This window comes from Polaribacter litorisediminis, assembly GCF_019968605.1.
Lineage (GTDB): Bacteria > Bacteroidota > Bacteroidia > Flavobacteriales > Flavobacteriaceae > Polaribacter > Polaribacter litorisediminis.
The window spans coordinates 160922-183016 of record NZ_CP082966.1; the positions used below are offsets into that span (position 1 = coordinate 160922).

The window sequence follows — 22095 nt, forward strand, 5'->3', positions numbered from 1 at the left end:
TTTTTTCTGAAATGATTAAATCGTACTTTTGATGGTCATAAATTTTGAACATGAAACGTATCGAAAAGATATTAAAAAAACAAAAATACATCAAAATAAAGTTAAAGAAAACGACGACTAATCATTTAGAATTAAAGGCAAAGATTAATGGCGTTAAAGGACGATTTATTTTAGACACAGGTGCCTCTAATTCTTGTGTTGGCTTAGATTTGGTAGATTATTTTAAGTTAGATGCGCAAGAAAGCGATACCAAAGCGGCCGGAGCAGGGGCAACAGATATGGAAACACAGCAATCGGAAAATAATGCTCTTAAAATCCATATTTGGAAAACCCGTAAATGTCATTTAGTTTTGTTTGATTTATCGCACGTAAACACAGCATTAACGCAACACAATGCCAAAGAAGTTCATGGTATTATAGGGGCAGATATTTTACAAAAAGGAAAAGCTTTTATAGATTATCATAAGAAAGTATTGTATTTAAGAAAAGCAAAAAAATAAATAGATAAAAATTGAAAATATGAGTTTGCAGAAACAGGTAATGGACAAGATGAAAGTAGCTATGAAAGCAAAAGATACCGTTGCTTTACAAGCTTTAAGAGCAGTGAAATCGGCTTTTTTATTGGCTAAAACAGCTAGTGGCGTTCAAGAAGAAATTACGGAAGAACAAGAGCTACAAATTATACAGAAGCAAGTAAAACAAAGAAAAGATAGTGCTGCTATTTTTATAAAACAAGGCAGGCAAGATTTAGCAGATCCTGAATTAGCAGAAATTGCTGTTTTAGAGCAGTTTTTACCAGAAGCCTTATCCGAAGAAAAAATTGAAGAAGTAGTGCTTGCTACAATTCAGAAATTAGGAGCATCCGGAATGCAAGATATGGGCAAAGTGATGGGTATGGTTTCTAAAGAACTTTCTGGTCAGGCAGACGGAAAAACAATTTCTATTTTGGTGAAAAAGAATTTGTTGAATTAACTATTAGATTCCTACATTTGTAGTAATCATCATTGGCTGCGTAGTTCAACTGGATAGAATATCAGATTTCGGCTCTGAGGGTTGGGGGTTCGAATCCCTTCGCAGTCACATTCATAAACCTTAAATATCTATAAATTGGGTATTTAAGGTTTTTTATTTGTTGGAAATGCGATAAAATGATACGATTTAGTTTATTAAAAACGCTTTCTTCTTTTTTCATTTTATAATTAGTGTTGTCCGATTAAAATTAGCTAAAGTGGTTTAAAGTATTGATAATATTGATTTTCAAGAGCTTTTAAAGTAGTATACCTTGCTTTTAAAACTGCTTTAGAATTCATAATGTATCGAAAAATTTAAAATCATAATAATGTTGTTTTTCAGTTAGTTACAGCCAAGTCTTTGTTCTTGATTCTAACAGCGAAAGCGGTTTTTTATCTTTTATCGGACAACAATGATTTCAATTCGGAACTCAATAAAATCGGGATATATTTTTAAAAAAGCAAAAGTAAGCCCCCCTTAATTTTTTACCTAACTCCAATCAAATTTTTGTTGAAAATCATCGGGATTCCCTTTGTTTTTGACAAATTCTTTTGCAAAGAAATCCACATTATTAAAAAAGTCGGTAAATTTTGCATAGGTAAACAAATGCTTCTGCATTAAGCTTATTAGGTTTGAAAAACTCCAAGATTTTGTTAATTTTTTCTTTATAATTGTTATTAGAAGTAAGGCAATCAATGTACACCAAATCTGTATTTGTATAGCATTTTTATTATCTCCATAGAAGTATTGTAATGGAAAGTTTTGCTTTATCTTCTTGAATAACAATTCAATCTCCCAACGTTTTTTATAGAGCATAGCTATTTGTTCTGCTGGCAAATCAAAAAGGTTTGTCAAAAAGTAATATGTTTTGTTCTTTTCTTGGTGATAAAATGATACCAATCTTAGTTTTACTTGCTTTTCTTGCCCCTGGTCATCTTTGTGTTTTAGTGCTATTTTTGCATCTCTCAAAATATTGTCTGGTGTTGCTTGATCAAGTTCAAATTCTTCTAGCAATATTTCTTTGGCATTGTTTTTCAAGCGAGTGACAAAGAAAATTCCCTCATTATTCCATTGGTCAAAAGGAGCGTAATTGTTGTAAGCTTTATCAAATAAAGCAACTTCTCTCTTTTTCATAACTCCTTCTTTTTGAATAAATAAAGAGTCGTGTTCACGAGCATTGCTATGATATACTTTTACAGGTATTCCAGCTTGCATATCTAATTTTTGATGGCTTTTGATACCTCCTTTTCGTTTTCCGTTGGCAGGATTCCTTCCCACACATTCAACTATGGGTTGAAAAAGGGCGATTGTAGTGTGGAGTCTATGGCATAGACTTTTTTGTCAATTACAAGCTGCTTGTGGCTGTCCGATAAATCAGGCAAATATTCTTTGACCAGATCATCATAGAGGTCTTCAAAAACGCTGTAATCTCTTCGTTTGTTAGCATCTGATATAGTGCTTCTTTTTGGGGAGTAATCAAACTTACAATGAGCAATTTTATCACCATAACTTACTATACCTCCGCAGAGTTCACGCAAAGAGTTACATCCTGAAGTAACTCCATAAACCATGGTAATAAGATGCTGAAAGGTTGAAAAACGTTTGCAATAATGGTCTGACTTATGCTCTTTAGAGCGTTCCTCTATTTTACTTTTAGTAAGCAATCCTATCATTTGACTGAAAATCGGCTGTCCGAAAAAATTAGCACTTTTGCCTATAGTTGAGTTTTTAGTGAGAAATTAATTCAACAATACGAAAAAAGCCTCAATAATTGAGGCTTTTTTTATCCGACACTAATGACTTTTAATAATAAACTGATTCCAAATATTTACCTGCTTACTATTTGGAACTATTAAACGATACGTATTCATATTAGAATCTTTTTTTGCTAAAATACAAAAATGCCAGTGCCCAAAACCAAATAAAAAAAATTGCTAAATTTAGTACTTAATCAAAGTTAGTTGCATTTTATTACCAAACCCATCGCTAGGAATAAGCAGAAAACAACCGTCCAGGTATAATCCACAATCTCACAAATTAGTTCTGCTTTGAGTATTCTCTACTTTTAGGGATTTTTAAACTCAGCGGAAAAATCAAATTGATTTAACTATATTTACAAAGATCTACAAAGATTGAAAAAAAAATGTGACAGTTATAACTATATGCCATTTAACAGCAGTGAGGATATATGATTGTTGTGGGTAATTTAAAAAAACTGAATATTAGGAATGTATTTAGTCAAAGAATGGCCTCACATTGTTGCTCTCAATATATTCTTCAATAATTCCAACTTCATCCACATCAACAAACTCAAGGAATTCTGTATCCCTAATTTGTTCCCATAAAAAGTGATTTTTATTTGCTTTCTTTTGAGGCTCTCTTCCTAAAACAAAATACTTTCCTCGTATATCACCTTCTAATTCAATAGCTTTAGTTAAAGAAACGAATCGCGTAACATCATTTTCCAGATAATAGTGTGTTTTTTCAAAATCTATAGTTTGACCAGCAACTGGAATTCCATTTACACCAATAAAATCAATATCTATAGGGGCAAACAAGTTGTCAAAATCATTCGATGTTAATGTCTTTTCAAGATTTACTCTTTTTTCAATTTTCGGGAATAATTGTTTTTTAACGACCGAATGAACATTAAATATTGGAGTAACCTTTATTTCTTCTGAATATTTAAAAATATATTTTTCAAAAATTCTTTTAAAATTATTACTATTTAATTCAACATCAATTGATTTAGGTAAAGAAAACTGCACTATATTGTTTGAGTACTTTGAAAGATATGTTAAATAACTTTCATTAACCCAATTATGTCTAAACTCTTTTTTTTCAAATAATTGACTTGAATTATTCTCATTGAAATGACCTATTTCCTTTTCTATGGATTTTAAATAATTTTTAATCAACCCATGCCTTTCATTATTTAAAAGACCTTTCAAAGCCAATAGTTTATCTGCAGAAAATTTAAAATAATTTTTTATACCATTGGTCACAACTAAACCAATACTAACTCTTTCATTTAGAGTGGTATTTAAGTTTACGTATAAAATTGAATAAATTGTTTTCATTCTAATTAGCTACAAAAGATTGAATAAACTCTCTAAAACTGGTCTCACATTGCGCTTTCCAATCCTCAGAGAATAAATTATTTGTAATTCTCTCCCTTATTAAATCCTTGTCAATATTCCACGAGTCAGGAACTAAACTCAATTTTTCTTCTAATTTATTTTCACATTTCTTGGTGCAAATGTAAAACATTTCAATTAAGTTATTCACAATCTCTGTTAATTTCCTGTCTTTCCCAAATAAAATTTTTGCGATATCCGTTTTAATTATTGACTCATCTTCCGTTAATTCAGCGATTCCGTAATCAAGAAAACTCGAATTAAATATATTCACGTGGTCTATTGCATAGAAGAAATTTGTTTTTTTTGGAGAAACATATAAAAGTAAATTAAAATTATTATGATTTCTATCTTCATTTGCCATCCATATATCGAATAAGGCAATTTTTAAAAAATCTGATTTATCAGTTATTTTATCTCTGAAAGATTTTTCTTGAAACATAGAAAGCATTGTGTGATCTAATTCTTTAGAAGTTTCAAGGTATAATGAACCAAAGCATTCTTTTTCAAACCAACCTAATTGTAATTGTGGAAACTTTTCACTTGGAATATGTTTACTTTTCACTTTTATTAAGGATGTTTCTGGAGTTTTGATTCCCCATAATTTAGCAAATTCTGAAGCGATAAGTTCGTTAAATAAATATTTAGGAAACCTATCATACTTACATACCCAATCTCTGAAGTCATCACACGTAACAAGCAAAGGACTACTTCCTTGAGTATCAAAAATTTCATGAACATCTTCAATAGTATGAAGTAATTTCATTTAAATACTTTTAACTTAAAATTAAAGCAAATATATCAAATAAAAACTAGTGCCAATAACCAAGCATATCACGCACCCATAAGCCAACGCAACATGCCTTATTTCCAAATCCAATCCTAAGAATACACTGAAAACAACTGTTCTAGTGCCAATCCTAACAATCCACAATCTCACAAATTAGTTCTGCTTTGAGTATTCTCTACTTTTAGGGATTTTTAAACGCAGCGGAAAAATCAAATTGATTTAACTATATTTACAAAGCTGTACGAAGATTGGAAAAGAAAATGTGACAGTTATAACTATATGCCATTTAACAGCAGTGAGGATATATGATTGTTAGCCCCAAGCTAAAAAAATCGAAATAATTACCATATTGGTAACTTTTTTATTATATTTGCGACAAACAATTATAATGTGAGAGTAATCGCAAAACGAACTTTACGAGATTTTTGGGAAAAACACGCTGACTGTGAAGAGCAATTAAAGTCATGGTATAGAGAAACCGAAAAATCCGAATGGAAAAACATTAACGATTTAAAGAATGAATATCCAAGTGCGAGTATTTTAAAAGACAATCGAATTGTATACAACATCAAAGGCAATACTTATCGCTTGATTGTAAAATTCAATTTTGAATACGGAATATGCTGGATAAGGTTTATTGGAACTCACGCAGAATATGACAAAATTGACGCAAATAACATCTGATTATGAAAATATCACCGATTAGAAACGAAAAAGACTATCAAAAAGCGCTCGACAGAATTGAGGACATTTTTGATTCAAAAAAAGGAACGGAAGAAGGAGACGAACTAGAAATCCTTTCAATCTTAATTGACCAATACGAAAATGAGAATTTCCCAATAGGAATGCCCGACCCAATAGAGGCAATTAAGTTCCGAATGGAACAAATGGGAATGAATCAAAAAGATTTAGCAGAAGTTGTTGGCTTTAAAAGTAGAGTAAGTGAAATACTGAATAAAAAAAGAAAACTGACTTTGGATATGATAAGAAAACTTAACACCAATCTACATATTCCAACTGAAGTTTTAGTTCAAGATTATTAAAATAAAGCCAGTGGCTAACACCGTGTAAAAATAATTGCTTGGTTCTCGCCTACTTGGAAAATCCTACGGATTTCCCTCTGGTTCGTTCCATTTTTAGTAAGTTATTTGCTTAAATGCGCAACTATCCTTACACATCAACGTCAGTCACGGCAATAAACTGACTGAATGCTGCAAATAAGATGATGGTAGGGCCATCAGAGTCGTTGTATAGGCGATGGCTCTAAACCACCTAAAGGTACTGTAATTAACAGTTATGGTGCTGAGCGTTTAGGAGAATCCAGCCCAAGAGGTTGGCAGGTATGAATAAAAGAGTTGAATGAAAATGAACCGCTGATGAGGTGTCAAGAAGTAGCTACACCCAGTCAAAAGCTACGGAGTATGGTACGGAGTGAAAAGTAATGATAGCAATATCATTAATTACAGTGATAACCTATTTATTTACTGTAAGGCTGGCGTCATTCAGGCGGCAAGAACTTTATTTGGGCTTATTTACGGAACTTGGGAAACTGCTTATAAATGTCAGACTTCTTTAAGGCTACCGCACCGCTAGAGGATTCGCTTCAAGTTAAAAGGGAATTACACAATTGGAACAACCAAGAGGTAGCATACCGAAGTTATAACCAGAGGCAGACTAAGCCGCAGTAGTGATGAAGTTTCTGTAATGGAAATGGAGCAAAGGGCTTAGCTTATACGCAGTTATTTATTTATCAACTCAATTAATTTGAGGATGAATTTATAAATAACGTAAAAATCGCTTAGATTTGTATAAGAAGAGCCGTGTGAGGGGAGACTTTCAAGCACGGTTCTGTGAGAGGTTTAGGGTGAAACTCCCTTTACCTACTCGATCAAAACAACGTTACCTGCAAGGCAGAAAAAAGAAGCAAGCAAAGGAAATAAAAAAAATAGTTAGTCATCAAGAAAAATGGACGATAAATAAAAGGGAATACTGTTCATAAAAGGATATTCAGAAATTGAAGTTATTGCAATCTTAAATAAATAAAATTACGAAACATGAATAAATTTTCAGCTATATCATTGTTATGCATTTTCCTTTTGTCTTGTGTAAGTCCAGACCCTAATTTGGATAAAAAAGGAAAAAATGAGTTAAAAGCCCTTGAAATTGAGCGCACAATTAGCAAAGAGGAGCAGAATTTTCACGACACTATTTATATTCCAATATATTCCGATATATATTTTGACCAACAAAATCAAAAAGTCCTTTTAGCTGCCACTCTGAGTATAAGAAATACAAGTTATAATGACTCTTTGTTTATCTCCAAAATCGACTATTTCAATACGGAAGGTAAATTGGTGAGAAGTTATGTCCAAAACTTAATCAATCTACCTCCAATGGCAACTGTTAATTATGTAATTGAAAAAGATGATGATACAGGTGGCCCAGGTGCAAATTTTATAGTTGAAATAAATTCAAAGAACAAAAATGTAAAGCCAGTAGTTCAAGCCGTTATGATTGGTGAAGCTGGTAATAAAGGGTTTTCTTTTGCCACCGATGGATACTCACTAAAGAAAAAGAAATAAAAAGATTTTTCTTGCCATCGCTGAAACATTATTACCAAACCCGTCAATAAGAATAAGGAGCAAAACAATCATCCGGGTACAATCCATAATCTTACAAATTCCTTCTGCTTTGAGTATTCTGTAATTTATTTGGGATTTTTAAACGCAGCAGAAAAATCAAATTGATTTTACTACATTTACAAAGATCTACAAAGATTGAAAAAGAAAAAATAAGAACAATTATTACTATATGCGATATAACAGCAATGAGGATATATGATTGTTGACCACAATTAACACCAATGAATCTAGAACCTAATAAATATTTTGGAATTACAACAAAATCGCTAAAAACCGAAAGCTTTAATATTTCATTGACTAATCATTTAGCTAACTCAAAAATCTCATTACACTCTCACGAAAAACCATATTTGTGTTTACTCGCTTCTGGAACATATATAGAAGAAAGTAATATTACAGATATTATCATACAAGGAGAAGTTCTCTACAGAACAGCTAACTATGAGCATTCAAATAGTTTTTCAGACAAAGGAGGCTTATGTTTAAATATTGAAATTAATAATCATCAAAAATTCACAACACTAAATGAACTTCATCTACCTCTTAAGGTTTCAAAACAAAAAGGAATTTTAGAAATGTATAAATTACTGTATGGTATAAAACGATGTTTATCAAATGACATTATAAATATATATTGTTACGAATCAATGATTGCAGTAATGAATGTTTTTAATGGAAAAGGTGATATTAATTGGGTAAAAAAAATTAAAGAACTAATAAACGATAATCCATTAGAAACGATTTCACTTGATAAATTGAGTATTGAATTTTCACTTCACCCCAATTATATTGTTCGTAAATTCAAAGAAATTACTGGCTTTAAACTTTCTGAATACTTAACTAAAATAAGACTGGAACACTCAGTTAAACAACTACTTATAAGTAACGAAAACATTACATCTATAGCTTTAGAAAATGGGTTTTACGATCAAAGTCATTTTAATAGGAACTTCAAAAAACATATAGATACAACACCTAATAATTTCAGAAAAGTCATTACAGGTTAGTCTCATACAATTTTAACAGGATTATAGCATTTATATTTGTGGCTTAAACTAAACTAAAAACGGCTATTGTAATGAAGAAAAAAACAAGAAATATTATATTTATTGCTATTGGTGTTTTGACATGTCTATTTTTCTATGGAAAAAATAATTTTGAGAATGATAAACAAACTTTATTAGAATTAAAAATAAAAGCTGGAAATGGAGAAATTAAATATGCTTTTGACAAAATGGAAAACATAGAAAGTTTTTCAAATCCACTTATAAATTTTGCTTACCAAAAATGGAAGAAAAAAATGTACTCTCGATTTATTACAAATGAAGAGATTATTGCAAATACATCTGAAAACAAAATCATTAATGATATTTCAAATATTTATCGTGATTATTGGAGAGTTGAACTATTAAAGGAAACTCAAAAAAAGCGAACTGATACTATACTTTATAATAAACTTGCTAATTATTTATTGCTGAATAATTTGACAAATATTTCATCGGACAGTTTAATAAAAACAATTAGAGATGATACTCAGCTCAAAAGAATAATAGACAAAGAAGGTTTCAAATCAAAGTTTATGTATCGTAATGGATTTCAGGATTTGTTAATATGGAACAAAGAATCGAATAAAAAATATAAAGTTATTTTACCCAAAAGCACAATAAATACAAATGTTGTATTCATAGAAAATTATAATTTAAACGGATATGATAATTATGCTACATTTGGTTCTTCCCAAGTTGGAGGATGGGCTGAAAAGGAATCTGCTACTTTGTATTGTAACAAAGGGGAATATGATTTAAATTCCGAAAAATTTAATATATCTTACTTAAAACACGAAAGTTTACATTTTACTGACCTCAATGAGTATCCGAATTTAAGTGCAGCCGATTTAGAATACAGAGCAAAAATAATTGAACTGATGTACTGTACTGAAAAAACTATTTATGACAGAATTGCACAATTTCTAAACGGAGCAAGTTCAGAGAATAGAAAACATTCACACTCTTATGCGAATTACAGTTTAATTAAAAATTTATCTCAAATTATATTTGAGTCAGATTATGAAAGTGATTATAATAAATGGAAAGAACTATCTGTAAAACACATTAATAATTCGGCAAGTTTATTATATAAGAATAGCGAAGAAACCTTGCAGAATGATAACGACTTGAATGAAATAATATAATAACTGTGCCTAATAACTAAGCATATGGCGTGCCGATAGGCCAAAACCAAACACCTTATCACCAAACCCATCACTAAGAATAAGCAGAAAACAACCCTTTGAGTGTAACTACAAACTATCCATAATCTTACAAATTCCTTCTGCTTTCAGCATTCTATACTTTTATGTATTTTTAAACTCAGCGGAAAAATCAAATTGATTTTACTATTTTTACAAATATCTACAAAGATTGGAAAAAAAATTGTGCCAATTATAACTATATGCGATTTAACAGCAATAAGAATCTATGATTGTTAAGCAACAATCAAATAAAAAATTATGCTAGGTATAGTTCTTTATAATTAGAAATATAGTTATTCAGTCTTTCAAATTGACTTTTTGATCCTTTAAATTTGAACGTCTCTTTAAATTTAGAGAAACCGTAATTATCTAAAAAAGAACCAATAGACGTGTTTAAAAAAGATGAAGACATTGCCAAATTGGAATCTACATCTAAAAGTATCTGTTCATTTTTTAAATAGGCATCTCGAAGTAAATCAAAAAGAATAAGACCTTCTTCATTAGAACTTGAATTTCTAACGATATTTTTTAACACAATTGTTTTCATAAGAAAAGTTATTTTAGTTAAACGTATAAATTCTATGCAAATGTATATATAAATATATAATTATTTTCTTAAAACTCATATATATCTTCCGTATCATCTTTTTCTTCAAAAGTATTTAAGTCAACTTCTACTTTAATTAAGGTACCTGGAAAATTAAAATTAAAATCGCCAGCTCTATACATTTCACCTGACCTTTTTTCTACTATACCAGTATTTGAAAGGATTTGCAACTTACCATTAGAGGATTCCGTTAATTCAAGAATATTATTCAATCCAAACCCCCTATTTCTAGGAGTTGATTTTATCGAATATCCTCGTTCTAAAGATTTAATAATTGCTTTCCAATCCTCAATAGGTTTCTCCTGTTTCTTTACTAAATCATTATTAATTGAACAAGCTATCCCAACACCAAAGTCACAAACTGAGAATATAATTTTATTATTCTTAGGATAATATTGAGTAATAATATAACCGGAAACAGGTGACTTTGAGTGGTCAAAAATATTATTAAATACTTCATCAATATTAGAGGCTAACGGAATCAAATCTTTATTATCCGTAAATCTTTCAAAATATTCTTTTGCATAATTAGTATAAGTATAAATCATTTGCTGAGATATTTTCCATAAACAAAGAGTAGTATGATTCTTAGAAAGAGTAAAATTCTCTCTATTAAATCCTTCTTTCCAGTATTCTTTAAACTTTATATTAAATAAATGATTATTCAGACTAGTTGACCCACCCTCGAAAGCTACTTGACTTCCTTGAGCATAAAAACTCTCAATTAAACACGCTAGCACCACGAAATCATCTGTCTCTAAAAACCTTATATTGTTAAAGTCAACAGTTAAAAGGTTTACATCTTCTATTTCGGACATACTTTTAATAATAAACTGATTCCAAATATTTACCTGCTTACTATTTGGAACTATTAAACGATACGTATTCATATTAGAATCTTTTTTTGCTAAAATACAAAAATGCCAGTGCCCAAAACCAAATAAAAAAAATTGCTAAATTTAGTACTTAATCAAAGTTAGTTGCATTTTATTACCAAACTCATCGCTAAGAATAAGCAGAAAAACAACCGTCCAGGTATAATTCACAATCTTACAAATTCCTTCTGCTTTGGGTATTCTATACTTTTCGGGATTTTTAAACTCAGCGGAAAAATCAAATTGATTTTACTATTTTTACAAAGATTTACAAAGATTGAAAAAGAAAAAATAAGAACAATTATAACTATATGCGATATGACAGCAATGAGGATATATAATTGTTAGCAACTATTAATCACTCAAAATCTGAAATAAATATAATATTATTATATTGTTAAAATATAAATTAATACATTTAATTTTTGTATTTTAACTTAAATAAAATTAATGTCAAATTTTTTTTCAGACTTAAAAAAGGATACTTTAAATTTAGTTAAAAGTTATTCTTGGATTCCATTTCTTTTATTAGGAGGAACTTTAGTAACTATTTCTTTTTTACCTTATTTTAAAGATATTATGTATCTTTCAAAAGGGTTTTATTCAATTGGAACAACAATAATTACAGCCGTAATATTTTTGACTATTGTAAAATCTAAACAATTTTCAGAGATATTTCAAAAACAATTACGTTCTATAATTTATTGTACTGAACATTTAGAGAAAAGAAAAGACATAAGAGAACTTTGGATGAATACTTCAAAAGCAATGTATGAAAAAAACTTTCCTGAATTATGTGAAAAACTTGAGGATAATCTTGAAAAATATATACCCATAGATTCGAGTAAATACTATGAAAATTATATTTATAAAGTTGATATATCTTTTGATAAGGACAATGAAAATTATTTAATATTAAACGAAAGTGAATCTTTCGACCTTATCAGTAGAACAAAAAAAGATATTGAATATAATTCATCCTGTGTATTTGAAAAAGAGGACTACAAAGAAGAAATTTCTGACTACATAATGAAAGAATTTAAAGTAAATAAAAAAGTAATTGATTGTAAGGAACCACAATTAAAAATCGACAAAAATTATAAAGGCAAGAAAATTGTAGTACAACATATTAGAAGTTTAAGCGGTGAGAATAAATACTCTATAGAAAAAGAAGAATACAAAAGATATTCTCTAAAAGTTGAAAACACAAAAGCACATACTTGTTCTCATATATTTCACAACTATGTTTTGGAGGTTACGCATCCAAAAAATTTAGAAGTAAAATTTTATGAAAACGGAACATTAAACAATTTTGAGAAAAAACCTAATAGAGAAATTGGAAACTCTATTTTTCAAAGATTTGAATATCAAGGAATTATGTTTAAAAATCAAGGAACACGAATGATTTTTAGAGATTTAAGAAAATAATTATATATTTACATCGTTATTTAAAACAAAAAATTATGACAACTTACAGCATCAAAACAAATTATTCTTTAATAATTGAAGAAGAAGAATTCACTGGATAAATAACATTTTAAAACAAAATCACAAAAAAAAGTCTCTTAATTGAGGCTTTTTTAGTTTTAATAAATAAAAAAAAGCGTTGCCCAATAACCAAGTATATAACCTTACAATAAGTCAACCCCATATACCTTATTATCTAATCCATTCCTAAGAATAAGCATAAAACAACCGTTCGAGTATAATTCACAATCTTACAAATTCCTTCTGCTTTAAGTATTCTATACTTTTAGGGATTTTTAAACTCAGCGGAAAAATCAAATTGATTTTACTACATTTACAAAGATCTACAAAGATTGAAAAAAAAAATTGTAACAATTATAGCTATATGCGATATAAAAGCTATTAGGATATATACTTGTTGGCAACGATTACCAATCACACTCAAAAAGAATGACTGAAAAAACGATTAATATTTTAAAATCTCTGAAAATAGGGGAAACATATCCTGCACATAAGCCATTTGGAAAACAAGAAATTGAAGAACAAAGTGTTTTGAGTAAATTGTATAATTTAGAAATATTAAAACGTGTTAAATACTCTTATTCTGTTGGAAATATAAAGTACTTATCTAAATTCATTGAATTACAAGATTTTGAAAAGCTAACTGAATATATTGGAAATGCGAATGAATCAAAAAACGGAATGAAAAGCACATTAGAATATAAGATACTTAAATTCCTTAAAGATAATGAAAACGGAAAACCTATTAGTTTAGATAATTACCATAAAAACGAAAGTCTTTTAAAGTCAAAAATAGCTGAATTAGTAAAATTAAAATACATAACTAAAGTTGCTGAATTATCTCTTGGAACTGATTTTAGCGCTAAAGGTTTAAGATGTAAAATCACTACAAATGGAATTAAATACTTAAACGAAATAGAAAGCGAAAATAAAACAACAGTTAATATTGAAAACTTTATTGGTCGTGATAATTATGGAAATCAGTCATCTAACTTTTCTAATAGTACCATAACAACTAACAATAATGCAAATAGCCAACCAACTGAAAAAAAGAATTTAATAAGCAGATTTTGGAAACTTATATCTGAAAATAAACTTATTTCAGGAATATTATTACTTGTTATAATTTATGTTTTGAAAGTGTATTTTAATATTGACTTGAAAAATCCATAGTCTGAATAACACAGTTACCATCACCAAAAAAAAACAAATTGTAAAAAAAGAAGAATGAAGTATAAAAAAATACGAGAAGAAGAACTAAAAAACAAAGTAGGTGCAGACTGGTTTAAGCAATTTGACACCACCGAAATACTTGGAAATATAGACTTTACCGTTTTTCCAAAACAAGATAGTTTATTTGGTAGAACACCGCTTTTATGGGCAGAAGCCAAAACAGGCAATTTTGATATACCAACAATGTTTGTGCAACTCGTTTTAACCATTGGCAAAGCACGAACTTTTGATAAAACCCTGCCACCTGCTTTTTTAGGTGCTTTTGACTTCAAAAAAATAACCTTTGTAGATTATATAAATATTCAAGATATTTTTTATCTAAACGACTTTAACTGGAACGTTACACCAAGCAATCACGAAACCAAAGAATTTCAAATCATTAAAGAGCGTATAGTGACTGTCTTAAAAACTAAAACGTATGTTTTTGACTATCAAAAAGACGAAAAACTACTCAATACGTTTATTAAAAATAATGTAGCCAAGGCAACCACAAAAAGTAAAATAAAAATTGATAAAAACAATTTCATCCCCATTTATTTACGTTGGATAGAGATTGTTAAACCGATCATCGATGTTAATTGGGACGACTTAAAAAAAGCAAATATTTTTGATAGTGATTTTTATTTAGCAGACATTTTTGTTGATGACAGAGGCACACAAAATATTGACGATGATTTAACCATAAGAGATAGTTTATTTGTTGTCTATGAGAATCAAGGCTATAAAATAGCCAAAGAAAACATCAAGCAAATGTTTGATGCTACTATAAACATTAGAAATAAAGATGCTTATTTGCAATTCTGGAAACTCTACAAAAGACCACCTATAAAAGAGTTTCAAGATTACATTATTGAACGTAGAGATTTATTAGCTCCTCAAGATATTAGAGAACGCAAAGGAGCATTTTTTACCCCACGTATTTGGGTAGAACTTTCACAAAAATACTTAACCGATTATTTGGGCGAAGACTGGCAAGACGACTATTACATTTGGGATTGTGCAGCAGGAACCGGAAACCTTTTAGCAGGTTTATCTAATAAATATAACATTTACGCAAGTACATTAGACCAAGCCGATATTAATGTAATGCACGAGCGCATTGACCACGGAGCCAATTTACTAAAAAACCATGTTTTTCAATTTGACTTCCTAAATGATGATTTCATTAAATTACCACAAAGCCTTCAGGATATAATCAACGACCCAGAAAAACGTAAGAAACTGATTATTTATATGAATCCACCTTATGCAGAAGCAGATAGTCGTCTTGGTGATGGTAGAAAAGGAGTTGCAGAATCTTTAATTCATAAAAAATATTCTGACTTAATGGGATATACAAAACGTGAAATTTATATTCAGTTTTTCACAAGAATTCATTGTGAAATACCAAACGTTATTATTGCAAATTTTTCAAAGTTGAAAAATTTGCAAGCACCAAAATTTTCTCAGTTTAGAGCGTTTTTTAAAGCAAAACTTGAAAAATTATTTATCACTCCTGCCGCTACATTTGATAATGTTAAGGGAAAATTTCCAATCGGTTTTTTTATATGGAATACGAATAAAACAGAAAGTTTTAAGTATTTTAAAGCAGATGTTTTTAATAAAAACAAAGATTATTTTGGAGAAAAAAATATTTGGTCTTTTGACCACCTTAAATTGATTAATGATTGGGTTAAAACATTTCGAATTACAAAATCAGAATCTATTGCCACAATTATTGGAGTGGGCAGTGATTTTCAAAATCAAAGATTAGTTCGTTTTGGAGAACCATTTATGAAAGTTCCCGCTTCAAATCATAATTGGCAAATTTCAAAAGATAATTTAATTGAAAGTTCAATTTATTATACTGTTAGACACAATATAGATTCTAATTGGTTAAATGACAGAGATCAATTTTTATTTCCCAATGATAAATGGAAAAATGATGAAAATTTCAAAAATGATTGTTTAGCAAATACACTATTTAGTAATAATATATCTAGTTCTTTTGGAACAAACAACTGGATCCCCTTTACCGAACAAGAAGTAAATGCACAAGAAAAGTTTGAAAGCAACTTTATGACCGATTTCATTAAAGGTAAAATCAAAACAGAAAGCAAAGCCAACTTGTTTGGAACTGACACTAATGAAACATTAAAAAGAGAATTTTCAGAAGAAGCCAAAGAAGTTTTTGATGCAGGTAGAGAACTTTGGAGATACTATCATAGCCAACCAAACGTAAATGTAAATGCAAGTTTCTATGACATTAGAGCGCACTTTCAAGGCAGAAATGCTAAAGGCAGAATGAACTCAAAAAGTGATGACCTAAAATACATGGAACTTATCGGCGAATTAAGAAATACACTAAGTTTTTTAGCAGACAAAATAAAGCCGAAAATATACGAATACGAATTTTTAAAAGAATAAGAACAATTACTCACTTAAAATCTAAAAACAAAAATTATGAACGAAACCAAACCATTAAGACCAACTCCTAATACTAAACCTCAATCGCCACCAGGAGAAACTCACGGAATGCCAAGAACACCAAGACCTGTAAGACCTGTAAAACCTAAAAAATAAATAGGAAATATGTCATAATTAAAATTAACCCTAAAAACATAAATCCAATACTTAAATAGTTAAAAATATCCGTCCACTTTGAATACTTTTCGGAATTATTATCATAAGTATCTATTTGAATTTGTTCTTTTTTGGAAACTTTTTTACCTGCATCTATTTTGACTTGACACATTAAAAAATCTTGCTGATTTGTCTTATAACCAAAAACTTGTGAAAGAAAATTTATGATTATGCCAAAAAGGAATAGACCACCTGAAATTCTAATTAACAAATTCACGTCTAAAGATTTGTCTGAAAGGTATTTTATAGTTTCTAAACACACGTATATTCCAGCACCCGAAATAGAAACTATTAATAAATCTATTCTTTGAATACTATAAAACATTCCTTCCCAAGAAAGTTTTTGTCTCTCTTTTACTTCATTCATTAGTATATAATTTTTCATCGTAATTTACAAAATTATTTATTACTAAAAATTCCCCTCAGCAACTTGCAAGCATTTCAAACCTAATCTTCTCCATTTTTTTACCATCGAATTTCTATCTTCAAGAATAAAAGCTATTTCTTGCAATAAAATACCTTGATTGCTTAATTGCTCTGGCTTTACTTCTACATCGTGCCTTTTATCGCCATCGGGGCGCATAATTAATTTACCTGCAGGTAAATTATGTTTTAAAAGCCAGTCGGCTGTGAGCTTTCTTACCTGTTCTCTTCTGCCTGTGCAATATACAATTGTGTATTTCGATTTTAAAATAGTAACCAAATCTATCATTTCCTGAATAGGGTCATCATCAAAGCACGAGGCGTAAAACTTATCATAGTCTGGTTTTCCTTTTAAATATTTTAAGCGCTCTCCTGGTGTAGCGATGGTACCATCAATATCTACTATTACTATTTGTTTCATCCTATTTATTTTATCAATTTAAAACGAAGTCCATTTTACAACATTCAATAAAAAAAATTAAAACGTTTTTTTATTTCGGTGTTCTAAAACAAACCTACCCAACACTAGGCGCTCCCAAACTTAAAGGACCTCGTTGTCTTGTTAATTTTACCCATTCGGGTCTAAAGAAAAAATACTTTCCGGCATCCGAAAAATTGGTCGAATACATTGGCAATTGTACCAGGGGTAATTTTTCTGAAGATTTGTCTTTCTGTATAATGGTAGATCCTGTAGATCTGTGTTTGCTCAACTTTAATTTTGCCAATTTTAAAGACGAAATATAATTTTTGAAGCCAAATTAAGAATTCTAATTTTTGCCACATCAGCATTAGAAATTCCGAAAAAATGCTTCATCAAATTCAATTCTTTTTTCTCGAAGATGGTTGTTTGGTGCTTGTCCATTAAATTTAAGACCAACCTTCTTTTTTCTAATTCCTAGATTGGCCACAAGTGTGTAAACATCTTCTAGGCTTTAAATTCTAGAAGATTTTTGCTATTAACAACAGGAATATGATTAAAATCATATTTATCGTTTATCATTTTTTTAATCTTTGACAAAGAAATTTAAAATTAGGTACCATGAAAAAAAGAGTTGAGGTTTCAGAAATAATGAGTCGAAAATTAATTACATTAAATATTAGTAACACATTAGAGGATGCAAAAAAAATTTTTGAAGAGAACTCCATAAGACATATTCCTATTGTTGATGAAAAAAAAATTGTAGGAATGTTAAGTTATTCTGATATTTTAAAAGTGGGGTATGCAGATGCCACTCAAGATGAAAAAAATATAGAATTGACTGTTTTTGATTGGTTTACCATAAAACAAGTCATGACCAAAGAATTATATTCAGTGCCTTCAAATTCTACCGTTAAAGAAGTTGCGCGTATGCTTGCCGATAAAGAGTTTCATGCATTACCAGTGGTAGATGACGGAGAATTGGTTGGTCTGGTAACGTCTACCGATTTTATTCGTTTTTTAGCAGATAAATTATAATACTATAGCGATATTTTATAAAAAGAAGATTTTTAAAGAAATCTTCTTTTTATTGATATTCAGAGGTTAATTCATCTACAATGAAGCCATCTTCTAGCGTTTGTATAACGCCCAATGCAGCTCTCTCTCCAGAAATCATAGCCGCATTTAAGGAACCATTTAAGAGTTGGTCTCCTGCTAAAAATAGGGTAGATTTTAGTTTTGTTTCTGAACTCGAAATTTCATATTGCAAGTTGGTTAATTTCGGCAAGGCCTTTTTAATTTGATATCTTTTTAAGAAAGTAGTATCCGTAATGTTACAAAATTGACGGAGTTCATGCTGTACTTTTTGAATCAAATCTTCGGTATTCAAAGCATGGTTTTTTACAACCGTTACAGAAAGTAACTCGTTTTTACCTTTCGATGAAGTTTTGATACTTGTAGGATAAAAAATATTATTAATCAGCGAATTTTCATCAGCAATTAAACCGATTAAAGGTTTGTTAAGAACGCGATTTTTAGTCTCAAAATAAAGGGTGTCACAACTTTTCCATTCCGTTTCTTGATTGTTAAGATTCGAAATTAAAGCGCTCGCTTCTGTAGCAATAATGGTAAAATGAGTTTTAATTTTAGAACCATCCTCTAAAGTGATTATTGTGTTTTTTATATCTTTTACACGGGCATTAAATATAATTTGGGTATGCTTTAAATTGTTTTTTAGTTGATTCGAGATGGCTTGAATTCCGTCTTTTGGTATAACAGCCAATCCGTCGCCAAACATTTTATAGACAAACTCAAACATTCTACTAGATGTTTCGAGATTCGATTCTAAAAATATCCCACTAAAAAAAGGTTTAAAAAAGGTCTGAATAATTTGTTTTGAAAATCCGAAATCTTTTAAATATTGAAGGGTCGTTTTTTCATCCTCTTTAAAAATAGCAACGATTTTCTTCTTTTTAAGAAGGGTATTTAATTTCAATATTTTAATCTTATCAGAAAATAATCCTATAGATGACAACAATGTAGGCAATAATAAAGACAAGCTTCTTAAAGGATCTCCAATAGTTTGTTGTTTGCCATTTTTAAAAATTGCAGCGCCAGGTAATAATTTTTGAAGCCCTAAGGCATCATAATTTAAATATTTTTTTGCAGCTGGATAAGAAGTTAGCAAAACTTGAAAGCCATGATCTAAAACATATCCTTGCACACTATCAGATTTTACACGACCACCAATGGTGTCAGAAGCTTCTAGGATTGTTGGATGATACCCATGGTTTTCTAAAATTTGAGCAGCAATTAAACCACTAATTCCTGCACCAATAATATGAATTTTATATGCTGATTTTTCCATCTTCTATAGCTTTTAAATTTTCCTGTTTTTTGAGGTAAGCACCTATAATTCGTTGAATATCCTTGTTGTCTTTCTTAGGTTGCACAAAAAACTGATACTCGTCTGGATTGTCTAATTGTGCTGCTTGTAACGTATCTATATATCCAAAACCTCTGTAAATTCCGTCTAAAATTAAGGCAAAACCAATTTCGTTTTTAGTTCTTCCTTTTTCTTTGATGACCAAATTTTCGGCGCCGATTCCCACAGATTTTATCGCTTGTCTTACACGCTTATTATAATCTTCTACCGCTTCTTTATCGCAGCAAACACCTTTGCATTCTTTTAGTTGAAAATGAAAACAGCTAGACACATTGGTTTGCAAATGACAATATTTAGGACATAGTTCGAACTTTTTACATAAATACTCTAAATGATTTCTACATTCTGCCACAGAGTAATATTTCATCATAGCATTTGGGGCTAGTTTTAATCGGTTATATGCCAAATGAATAATCCCTTTTTGATCCTCATACGAAAATAAACCCACAGCTTCACCCGCTCTTCTTTGCGCTCTATTATATTTGGGATATCGATGTTTAATTTCAGCGGATTCATGCAAGAGTGCTAAGAGTTCGCTACCCGTTTTTGTAAAAGAAATATCGGCAGTTTCTAAACACATGTTCTGCTCTTTTCTTTTTTTGTCATAAAAATGACTAATAACGCGTTGTTTTATATTATTGGCTTTCCCTACATAAATAACTTCTTTCGCCAAATTTTTAAAGTAATAAACGCCATGTTCTTCGGGTAAGTTGTCCACTATTTTTTTATCTAAAAGTGGCGGTAAAGTGGCTTGTCTAGAACGTGGATTTAAAAATGAGTTGATGATAAAATGATCATCTCTTTCAATTAATCTTCTAAATAATTCTGTTGTGGCCTCTGCATCGCCTTTGGCTCTGTGTCTGCCGTTAATAACGATATTTTCATCAACACAAATATTTCCTAAACTATAGGATTTTAATCCTGGAATTATTTTTCTCGTTAACCGAACGGTGCACAGTTTTTTCCGTTTAAAATCAAATCCTAAACTCTTAAATTCAGCCTGAATTATATTGTAATCGAAGTTTACATTATGGGCTACAAAAACAGTGTCTTTGGTAATTTCTTCTACCTTTTTTGCCACCTCATAAAATTTAGGAGCATTTCTTACCATGGCATTGGTAATACCTGTAAGATTGGTGATAAAAGGAGGGATATTTTGTTCTGGATTTATGAGGGTTGTATATTCATCGAGTACTTTTTTACCATCAAAAACAAAAATAGATATTTCAGTTATTTTCTGACCTTTATAGCCATTTCCTGTGGTTTCTATGTCTACAACGGTATACTTCAATTACTCAATAATATTTTTTAAATCTGCAATCGTTTCTGTTGGATTTTCAGCACCAAAAACATAACTTCCTGCTACTAAAACATTGGCACCAGCTTCTATTAAAGCATTGGCATTTTTATTCGTAACGCCGCCATCAATTTCTATTTGGCAAGAAGATTCAGAGAAATCAATTAAATGTCTTAATTGATTTACTTTTTTATAGGTGTTTTCAATAAAAGATTGACCACCAAAACCTGGGTTTACACTCATAATACACACCAAGTCGAGATCAACAATAATATCTTCTAAAACAGCAATAGGTGTATGCGGATTTAAGGCAACCCCAGCCTTCATTCCGGCTGCTTTTATACCTTGAATTGTTCTGTGTAAATGCGGGCAAGCTTCATAATGCACTGTTAAAATATTGGCGCCTAAATCTGCAAAAGTTTGTATGTATTGGTCAGGATTTACAATCATTAAATGCACATCAATTGTTTTTGTAGCGTGTTTGGTAATTGCTTTTAAAACGGGCATTCCGAAAGAAATATTGGGTACAAAAACACCATCCATAATATCAATATGAAACCAATCTGCTTCACTATTGTTGACCATTTCGATGTCTCTTTGTAAATTGGCAAAATCTGCTGCTAATATTGAAGGTGCAATTAAGTTATTCATGCTATGATGCTTTTTTTTGTTGATTGTACAAAGATACTTAATTCGTTAATGACAAATTGGTGGAAGAAGTAATAAATTTTATGGACAGTTTTAGCCCTGATTGCAGCGGCATCCTTTTTGTTTTTCACAAAAAGATATAGCGGAAAGCAGGAAATAGCTTCCAATAAAAAACTCCCAAAAATAAATTTGAGAGTTTTTATAAAT

Annotated in this window: 23 protein-coding genes and 1 tRNA gene; 12 read left to right on the plus strand and 12 right to left on the minus strand. The window is 30.1% G+C overall.

What is annotated here, in order from left to right; all coding sequences use genetic code 11:
* Positions 1-50: 50 nt before the first annotated feature.
* The 3 genes from K8354_RS00635 (at position 51) to K8354_RS00645 (ending at position 1080) form a co-directional block, all read left to right on the plus strand.
* The gene (locus K8354_RS00635; protein WP_223444597.1) at positions 51-500 is read left to right on the plus strand and encodes a retropepsin-like aspartic protease; all 450 of its coding nucleotides are present in this window, start codon (positions 51-53) and stop codon (positions 498-500) included.
* Positions 501-519: 19 nt separating this feature from the next.
* Positions 520-972 carry a GatB/YqeY domain-containing protein gene (locus K8354_RS00640; protein WP_223444599.1) on the plus strand — a complete coding sequence of 151 codons (453 nt, stop codon included), beginning with the start codon at positions 520-522 and terminating at the stop codon, positions 970-972.
* A 34-nt stretch (positions 973-1006) separates the two neighbouring features.
* A tRNA-Arg gene (locus K8354_RS00645) sits at positions 1007-1080 on the plus strand.
* Positions 1081-1500: 420 nt separating this feature from the next.
* Here the strand turns inward: K8354_RS00645 and K8354_RS00650 are convergent.
* From K8354_RS00650 to K8354_RS00665, 4 genes are all read right to left on the minus strand, one after another.
* Positions 1501-2289 carry an IS4 family transposase gene (locus K8354_RS00650; protein WP_223444601.1) on the minus strand — a complete coding sequence of 263 codons (789 nt, stop codon included), beginning with the start codon at positions 2287-2289 and terminating at the stop codon, positions 1501-1503.
* A gap of 8 nt (positions 2290-2297) precedes the next feature.
* Positions 2298-2729: a DUF4372 domain-containing protein gene (locus tag K8354_RS00655; protein WP_223447747.1), complete on the minus strand. Its 432-nt coding sequence runs from the start codon at positions 2727-2729 to the stop codon at positions 2298-2300.
* A gap of 516 nt (positions 2730-3245) precedes the next feature.
* The gene (locus K8354_RS00660) at positions 3246-4091 is read right to left on the minus strand and encodes a hypothetical protein (RefSeq protein ID WP_223444603.1); all 846 of its coding nucleotides are present in this window, start codon (positions 4089-4091) and stop codon (positions 3246-3248) included.
* Between the two features lies 1 nt (position 4092).
* Complete coding sequence (locus tag K8354_RS00665; RefSeq protein ID WP_223444606.1) at positions 4093-4914, minus strand: HipA family kinase; 822 nt, start codon at positions 4912-4914, stop codon at positions 4093-4095.
* A gap of 414 nt (positions 4915-5328) precedes the next feature.
* On the opposite strand from K8354_RS00665, the gene K8354_RS00670 reads away from it, so the two are divergent.
* From K8354_RS00670 to K8354_RS00690, 5 genes are all read left to right on the plus strand, one after another.
* Complete coding sequence (locus K8354_RS00670; RefSeq protein ID WP_223444608.1) at positions 5329-5622, plus strand: type II toxin-antitoxin system HigB family toxin; 294 nt, start codon at positions 5329-5331, stop codon at positions 5620-5622.
* A gap of 2 nt (positions 5623-5624) precedes the next feature.
* Positions 5625-5981, plus strand: coding sequence for a helix-turn-helix domain-containing protein (locus K8354_RS00675; protein ID WP_223444610.1), 357 nt, complete (start codon positions 5625-5627; stop codon positions 5979-5981).
* 1011 nt (positions 5982-6992) lie between these two features.
* Positions 6993-7520: a DUF3124 domain-containing protein gene (locus tag K8354_RS00680; protein ID WP_223444612.1), complete on the plus strand. Its 528-nt coding sequence runs from the start codon at positions 6993-6995 to the stop codon at positions 7518-7520.
* A 281-nt stretch (positions 7521-7801) separates the two neighbouring features.
* The gene (locus K8354_RS00685) at positions 7802-8587 is read left to right on the plus strand and encodes a helix-turn-helix transcriptional regulator (RefSeq protein WP_223444614.1); all 786 of its coding nucleotides are present in this window, start codon (positions 7802-7804) and stop codon (positions 8585-8587) included.
* 71 nt (positions 8588-8658) lie between these two features.
* Positions 8659-9771, plus strand: a complete 1113-nt coding sequence (locus tag K8354_RS00690) for a hypothetical protein (protein ID WP_223444616.1) — start codon at positions 8659-8661, stop codon at positions 9769-9771.
* A 316-nt stretch (positions 9772-10087) separates the two neighbouring features.
* Here K8354_RS00690 and K8354_RS00695 read toward each other — a convergent pair whose 3' ends face one another.
* Positions 10088-10378: an STAS-like domain-containing protein gene (locus K8354_RS00695; RefSeq protein ID WP_223444619.1), complete on the minus strand. Its 291-nt coding sequence runs from the start codon at positions 10376-10378 to the stop codon at positions 10088-10090.
* A gap of 68 nt (positions 10379-10446) precedes the next feature.
* Complete coding sequence (locus tag K8354_RS00700) at positions 10447-11256, minus strand: ATP-binding protein (protein ID WP_223444621.1); 810 nt, start codon at positions 11254-11256, stop codon at positions 10447-10449.
* 507 nt (positions 11257-11763) lie between these two features.
* On the opposite strand from K8354_RS00700, the gene K8354_RS00705 reads away from it, so the two are divergent.
* From K8354_RS00705 to K8354_RS00715, 3 genes are all read left to right on the plus strand, one after another.
* A complete protein-coding gene (locus K8354_RS00705) occupies positions 11764-12741 on the plus strand; it encodes a hypothetical protein (protein WP_223444623.1) in 978 nt (325 codons plus the stop codon).
* Between the two features lie 489 nt (positions 12742-13230).
* Entirely contained in the window at positions 13231-13974 is a 744-nt protein-coding gene (locus K8354_RS00710) for a hypothetical protein (RefSeq protein ID WP_223444625.1), read from the plus strand.
* Between the two features lie 54 nt (positions 13975-14028).
* Positions 14029-16440 carry a hypothetical protein gene (locus K8354_RS00715; RefSeq protein ID WP_223444627.1) on the plus strand — a complete coding sequence of 804 codons (2412 nt, stop codon included), beginning with the start codon at positions 14029-14031 and terminating at the stop codon, positions 16438-16440.
* 145 nt (positions 16441-16585) lie between these two features.
* On the opposite strand, the gene K8354_RS00720 is transcribed toward K8354_RS00715, so the two are convergent.
* From K8354_RS00720 to K8354_RS00730, 3 genes are all read right to left on the minus strand, one after another.
* On the minus strand, positions 16586-17023 hold the full coding sequence (locus K8354_RS00720) for a hypothetical protein (RefSeq protein WP_223444629.1): 438 nt from the start codon (positions 17021-17023) through the stop codon (positions 16586-16588).
* Positions 17024-17065: 42 nt separating this feature from the next.
* On the minus strand, positions 17066-17500 hold the full coding sequence (locus K8354_RS00725) for a phosphatase domain-containing protein (RefSeq protein WP_223444631.1): 435 nt from the start codon (positions 17498-17500) through the stop codon (positions 17066-17068).
* 94 nt (positions 17501-17594) lie between these two features.
* Complete coding sequence (locus K8354_RS00730) at positions 17595-17804, minus strand: hypothetical protein (RefSeq protein WP_223444633.1); 210 nt, start codon at positions 17802-17804, stop codon at positions 17595-17597.
* Between the two features lie 314 nt (positions 17805-18118).
* Here K8354_RS00730 and K8354_RS00735 point away from each other — a divergent pair, with 314 nt between their 5' ends.
* Positions 18119-18535: a CBS domain-containing protein gene (locus tag K8354_RS00735; RefSeq protein WP_223444635.1), complete on the plus strand. Its 417-nt coding sequence runs from the start codon at positions 18119-18121 to the stop codon at positions 18533-18535.
* A gap of 49 nt (positions 18536-18584) precedes the next feature.
* On the opposite strand, the gene K8354_RS00740 is transcribed toward K8354_RS00735, so the two are convergent.
* Genes K8354_RS00740 through rpe form a run of 3 tightly spaced genes read right to left on the minus strand, consistent with a single transcriptional unit; the run spans position 18585 to position 21891 of the window.
* Positions 18585-19865, minus strand: coding sequence for an FAD-dependent oxidoreductase (locus K8354_RS00740; protein ID WP_223444637.1), 1281 nt, complete (start codon positions 19863-19865; stop codon positions 18585-18587).
* Positions 19846-21234, minus strand: a complete 1389-nt coding sequence (locus K8354_RS00745) for an exonuclease domain-containing protein (protein WP_223444639.1) — start codon at positions 21232-21234, stop codon at positions 19846-19848. Before K8354_RS00745 ends, K8354_RS00740 begins: the two co-directional genes overlap by 20 nt.
* On the minus strand, positions 21235-21891 hold the full coding sequence (rpe, locus tag K8354_RS00750; RefSeq protein ID WP_223444642.1) for a ribulose-phosphate 3-epimerase: 657 nt from the start codon (positions 21889-21891) through the stop codon (positions 21235-21237).
* Positions 21892-22095: the final 204 nt, after the last annotated feature.

Coding starts and splice junctions, on each gene's coding strand:
- K8354_RS00720 (WP_223444629.1), bottom strand. CDS start 17,023: ATGAATGAAGTAAAAGAGAGACAAAAACTTTCTTGGGAAGGAATGTTT.
- K8354_RS00685 (WP_223444614.1), top strand. CDS start 7,802: ATGAATCTAGAACCTAATAAATATTTTGGAATTACAACAAAATCGCTA.
- rpe (WP_223444642.1), bottom strand. CDS start 21,891: ATGAATAACTTAATTGCACCTTCAATATTAGCAGCAGATTTTGCCAAT.
- K8354_RS00695 (WP_223444619.1), bottom strand. CDS start 10,378: ATGAAAACAATTGTGTTAAAAAATATCGTTAGAAATTCAAGTTCTAAT.
- K8354_RS00690 (WP_223444616.1), top strand. CDS start 8,659: ATGAAGAAAAAAACAAGAAATATTATATTTATTGCTATTGGTGTTTTG.
- K8354_RS00680 (WP_223444612.1), top strand. CDS start 6,993: ATGAATAAATTTTCAGCTATATCATTGTTATGCATTTTCCTTTTGTCT.
- K8354_RS00715 (WP_223444627.1), top strand. CDS start 14,029: ATGAAGTATAAAAAAATACGAGAAGAAGAACTAAAAAACAAAGTAGGT.
- K8354_RS00700 (WP_223444621.1), bottom strand. CDS start 11,256: ATGTCCGAAATAGAAGATGTAAACCTTTTAACTGTTGACTTTAACAAT.
- K8354_RS00740 (WP_223444637.1), bottom strand. CDS start 19,865: ATGGAAAAATCAGCATATAAAATTCATATTATTGGTGCAGGAATTAGT.
- K8354_RS00665 (WP_223444606.1), bottom strand. CDS start 4,914: ATGAAATTACTTCATACTATTGAAGATGTTCATGAAATTTTTGATACT.
- K8354_RS00735 (WP_223444635.1), top strand. CDS start 18,119: ATGAAAAAAAGAGTTGAGGTTTCAGAAATAATGAGTCGAAAATTAATT.
- K8354_RS00660 (WP_223444603.1), bottom strand. CDS start 4,091: ATGAAAACAATTTATTCAATTTTATACGTAAACTTAAATACCACTCTA.
- K8354_RS00725 (WP_223444631.1), bottom strand. CDS start 17,500: ATGAAACAAATAGTAATAGTAGATATTGATGGTACCATCGCTACACCA.
- K8354_RS00635 (WP_223444597.1), top strand. CDS start 51: ATGAAACGTATCGAAAAGATATTAAAAAAACAAAAATACATCAAAATA.
- K8354_RS00710 (WP_223444625.1), top strand. CDS start 13,231: ATGACTGAAAAAACGATTAATATTTTAAAATCTCTGAAAATAGGGGAA.
- K8354_RS00705 (WP_223444623.1), top strand. CDS start 11,764: ATGTCAAATTTTTTTTCAGACTTAAAAAAGGATACTTTAAATTTAGTT.
- K8354_RS00675 (WP_223444610.1), top strand. CDS start 5,625: ATGAAAATATCACCGATTAGAAACGAAAAAGACTATCAAAAAGCGCTC.
- K8354_RS00640 (WP_223444599.1), top strand. CDS start 520: ATGAGTTTGCAGAAACAGGTAATGGACAAGATGAAAGTAGCTATGAAA.